Consider the following 4,345-nt stretch of genomic DNA (forward strand, 5'->3'; position numbering starts at 1 on the left):
TAATTATATTGTATATAAGCGGTGAAATATTTTCAGACGGCCTAAATTGGAAGGCGGATAACAAAATACCCACCGCCTTTGACAGATGGGTATTTTATCATCTAACACATCATCATGCCGTCTGAAAAATCGGACTACTGCAGATTTAGTGCGAGGAACAAAGTATTGCCATCGCGTTGTACCAAAAGCGGTACGTTTTTGCCTGAGCTTTCCAATGCGCTACGGAAAGTGGATTCGTCATTGACGCTGATTTGGCTGACGGCAATGATTTCGTCGCCGCGTTTGAGGCCGGCACGTTCGGCCGCTCCGCTAACGCGCAGAACGATTAAGCGTTGTTTGCCGTCTGCGTTTTCAACCTGCAGGGTAACGCCTGCGTTTTCAACGGTAAATCCGTCATGGCTGCCTTCATGTTGTGGGTGTTCGGCTTCTTTTGCAGAAGTTTCCGTTTGCTCGGCTGCGCTGCCAAGTTTTACTTTGACATCGGTTTGTTTGCCGCCGCGCCAAATGCTCAAAGTCACTTCTTTACCCGGCATAATCGAGCCGACCATAACAGGCAAATCGCTGGAAGCGCGGACTTCTTCGCCGTTAACTTTGCGTACGATGTCGCCAACCTGCAAACCGGCTTGTTGTGCCGCGCTGTTTGGCATGATTTTGGCAATCAGCGCGCCACTTGCTTTGTCCAAACCGAAAGATTTGGCCAAATCGTAAGAAACTTCTTGAATAACCACGCCTAATTGACCGCGTTGGACTTTGCCGTTGGCTTTTAATTGTTCGGCCACATTCATGGCAACATCAATCGGAATGGCAAACGAAATGCCCATGAAACCGCCGCTGCGGCTGTAAATTTGCGAATTGATGCCGACTACTTGGCCGCGGAGGTTGAATAATGGGCCGCCTGAGTTACCGGGGTTGATGGCAACGTCGGTTTGGATAAACGGCGTGTAGTTTTCATTCGGCAGGCTGCGGCCTTTTGCGGAGACGATGCCGGAGGTTACGCTGTTGTCAAAGCCGAAAGGCGCGCCGATGGCGGCTACCCATTCGCCCGGTTTCAAATCTTTCGGATTACCGATTTTGACAACCGGCAAGTCTTCTTGCGGCTCGATTTTTAAGAGGGCAACGTCGGATTGGGCGTCTGAGCCGACCAGTTTGGCTGTGTATTCGCGTTTATCGTTGAGCAGGACTTTGATATTGCCCATGCCGGCAACCACGTGGGTATTGGTCAGGATATAGCCGTCTTTGCTGATGATGAAGCCGGAACCGAAATTCAAAGCGTCGCTTTCAGTATCTTCCTGCGGCATGTCGGGCATATTGGGAACAAGGCGTTTGAAGAACTCGTAAAACGGATCGTTGTCGGGGAATTGGCTCAGGTCCATGCTGTGGTCGTCATCCGGTGTCGCAGTGCGTTTCGCCGGTGTCGCTTGAATATTGACGACTGCCTGTCCTTCGTTTTGCACCAGTTGGGCGAAGTCGGGCAACAACATGCCGACCTTTCCGTCATCGGTATTGGTTTCTATGCGTTGGACGAGTTCTTTGTTTTCGTCTTTGCCGAAAAAGGTGCTGACTTTGTCGCAACCTGAAAGAAGAGAAGCTGAGAGGACAGCAAGGGCCAGATATGTGTTTGTTTTAATGTTCACGAAAGTTCCTTTTGCCGGTGCCTATCGTATTGTCGGTATGCGTTTGAGCCGGCAGGCAGTTTTATTGTTTAAATGTATAAGGTAGGATTTTTACACTTTAACAGTTTTTTTTCAAGCATTTCATTTTAAATGAAAAAATGATAATTGGGATTTTATTGTTTTAAGGCCGTCTGAAAGCTTTTGAATATGACCTGTCGGTCGGTTCGCTTCTTTCAGACGGCCTTTACATTGTGGTCAGTCGTGTTGATCCAAATGGTAGATCTGCGCCACGGCATCGATTAATTCGCTGTTGTCCGAGCCGGCTTTATTGAGCGTGCGTGTCGGAGAGTGGAGTAGTTTGTTGGTCAACTGGATGGAGAGGCGTTCGAGGACATCCTCGGCCGACACGCCTTTTGCCAGTTGCTTCATGGCATTTTCCAATACTTGGCGGCGCGCACGTTCGCCTTCGTCGCGCAAGGCGCGGATAAGCGGAACGCTTTGACGGTTTTTCTGCAGGCGGATAAATTCGCTGACTTTTTCTTCCACCATGCTTTCAGCCGCCGCCGCTGCTTTTTTGCGCGCATCTTTACCGCTTTGGACAATGTCCATCATGTCGTCTACGGTATAGAGATATGCGTCTTCCAATTCGCCGACTTCGGCTTCGATGTCGCGCGGAACGGCCAAATCCAGAAGGAAAACAGGCATGTTGTGGCGTTTTTTCAATGCGCGCTCAACCATGCCTTTGCCGACGAGGGGAAGTTGGCTGGCGGTGGAAGAAACGACCACGTCGTAATCGTGAAGAATATCGGGCAATTCATTCAACAGGCAGGCTTCGGCGTTGACGCCGAGTTTGTCGCACAATTCCTGCGCGCGCTGGTGTGTACGGTTGGCAACGGTAATGAGCTTGGGATTTTTGGCGGCAAAATAAGTGGCCACCAGTTCAATCATTTCGCCTGCGCCAATAAAGAGAACGTTCAGATCGGAAATGGAAGGGAAGATTTGCTCTGCCATTTTGACCGATGCAGAAGCCATGGAGACGGAGTTTTCGCCGACAGCAGTGTCGGTACGCACTTCTTTGGCAACGGCAAAGGTTTTTTGAAACAGGGCGTTTAAATGGGTGTTGATGCTTTCCTGTTCTTGCGCAACGCGGACGGCATCTTTGATTTGACCGAGAATTTGCGGTTCGCCCAAGACCATAGAATCTAAACCGCAGGCGACGCGGAAGGCATGGCGGACGGTTTCATTGTTATCCAAGGTATAGAGGTAAGGGCGGATTTCTTCGGCAGGCAGGTCGTGATATTGCGCCAACCAGTCGATGATTTTTTCGGTTTCACCGACGCAGTAGAGCTCGGTGCGGTTGCAGGTAGAAAGAATGACTGCTTCTTCCGCCGCCTCACTGCGCGCGAGGTTGGACACGGCATCCGGCAGATTTGCAGCTGCAAATGCCAGTTTTTCGCGTATGCTCAAGGGCGCGGTTTGGTGATTGAGTCCGACGACGGTAAGTTGCATGGTTATGGTATGACTGGGTAGTGTGTGTGGTGGGTATTATAGCTTAAGTGGGCTTTAAAATGAATGTGTTGGGAGAGAAGATGCAATGAGGTTTGCCATCGAAAAGGCCGTCTGAAAAGATTCAGACGGCCTTTTTATCATGAAAGGCTTAAACCGCTTCTGCTTCTTCTGCCAAGAAACCGCGCAATTTTTGCATGGCTTTGGATTCGATTTGGCGGATGCGTTCGGCAGATACGCCGTATTCGGCAGCCAATTCGTGCAGGGTTAAACCGCCATCGTCTTGCAACCAGCGGCTTTCAACGATACGGCGGCTGCGGTCGTCCAGTTGCGCCAAGGCGTTTTGCAGACCTTCGGTTTGCAGTACGTAGTGGGCTTGTTTGGACAACTGACGGCTAGGCTCTGCATCGTGGTCGGCCAACCAGTCGATAGGGGCAAAGTTGTCTTCGTCATCGTTGTTTTCCGCCATGATGCCGATGTCGTGACCGGTCATGCGTTGCTCCATTTCCAAGACTTCGGACAATTTGACACCCAAATCGTCGGCGATTTCTTGCGCTTCTTTTGGAGACAAGGCATTCAGGTTTTTACGCATGCTGCGCAGGTTGAAGAACAGTTTGCGTTGCGGTTTGGTGGTGGCAACGCGGACCAAACGCCAGTTGCGCAAAATGAATTCGTGGATTTCGGCTTTAATCCAATGTACGGCAAACGAAAATAGGCGCGCGCCGCGACTTGGTTCGTAGCGTTTGACGGCTTTCATCAGGCCGATATTGCCTTCTTGAATCAGGTCGGCTTGGTTGAGGCCGTAGCCGTCGTAGCCGCGTGCAATGGATACGACGACGCGAAGATGGGACAGAATAAGCTGTTTGGCGGCGTTGAGATCGCCTTTTTGTTGACGTTCGGCCAGTTGTGTTTCTTCTTCGGCGGTAAGCATGGGAATGCTGTTGACAGTATGAATGTATTGCTCGAGGCTACCGTTGCCGCTGTGGATAACGGGTAATGCAAAAGCTTTATTCATAAAGGATGCTCTCCTTGATTAGGCCGTCTGAAAACGGCTTTTGTTTATTTGTGTGACAAGCAGTATACCACTGCCTGTGGTTTGTTTTGTTATGGGTTGGATTTTTTCTGTAAATTAACGATAGATTCAATAGTTTTTACTGCTTGAATCGCAAGGGTTGATTGTCTTAGAAAATTTGAGTGATTTGCTAGGTTTTGGATAAGTATATTAC

Annotated in this window: 3 protein-coding genes; all 3 read right to left on the minus strand. The window is 49.8% G+C overall.

The genetic code is table 11. The annotated features are described in order from the left end of the window. Positions 1-134: 134 nt before the first annotated feature. Positions 135-1,634, minus strand: a complete 1,500-nt coding sequence (locus ACTHUT_RS14520; protein ID WP_003684314.1) for a DegQ family serine endoprotease — start codon at positions 1,632-1,634, stop codon at positions 135-137. 234 nt (positions 1,635-1,868) lie between these two features. Next, on the minus strand, positions 1,869-3,122 hold the full coding sequence (gene hemA / locus ACTHUT_RS14525) for a glutamyl-tRNA reductase (protein ID WP_003684306.1): 1,254 nt from the start codon (positions 3,120-3,122) through the stop codon (positions 1,869-1,871). Between the two features lie 148 nt (positions 3,123-3,270). After that, a complete protein-coding gene (gene rpoH, locus ACTHUT_RS14530; RefSeq protein WP_250599775.1) occupies positions 3,271-4,134 on the minus strand; it encodes an RNA polymerase sigma factor RpoH in 864 nt (287 codons plus the stop codon). Positions 4,135-4,345: the final 211 nt, after the last annotated feature.

It is taken from the genome of Neisseria sp. P0022.S010, from assembly GCF_051956635.1.

Excerpts from the sequence above, each read along its gene's own strand:
- hemA (WP_003684306.1), bottom strand. The coding sequence starts at position 3,122 with ATGCAACTTACCGTCGTCGGACTCAATCACCAAACCGCGCCCTTGAGC.
- rpoH (WP_250599775.1), bottom strand. The coding sequence starts at position 4,134 with ATGAATAAAGCTTTTGCATTACCCGTTATCCACAGCGGCAACGGTAGC.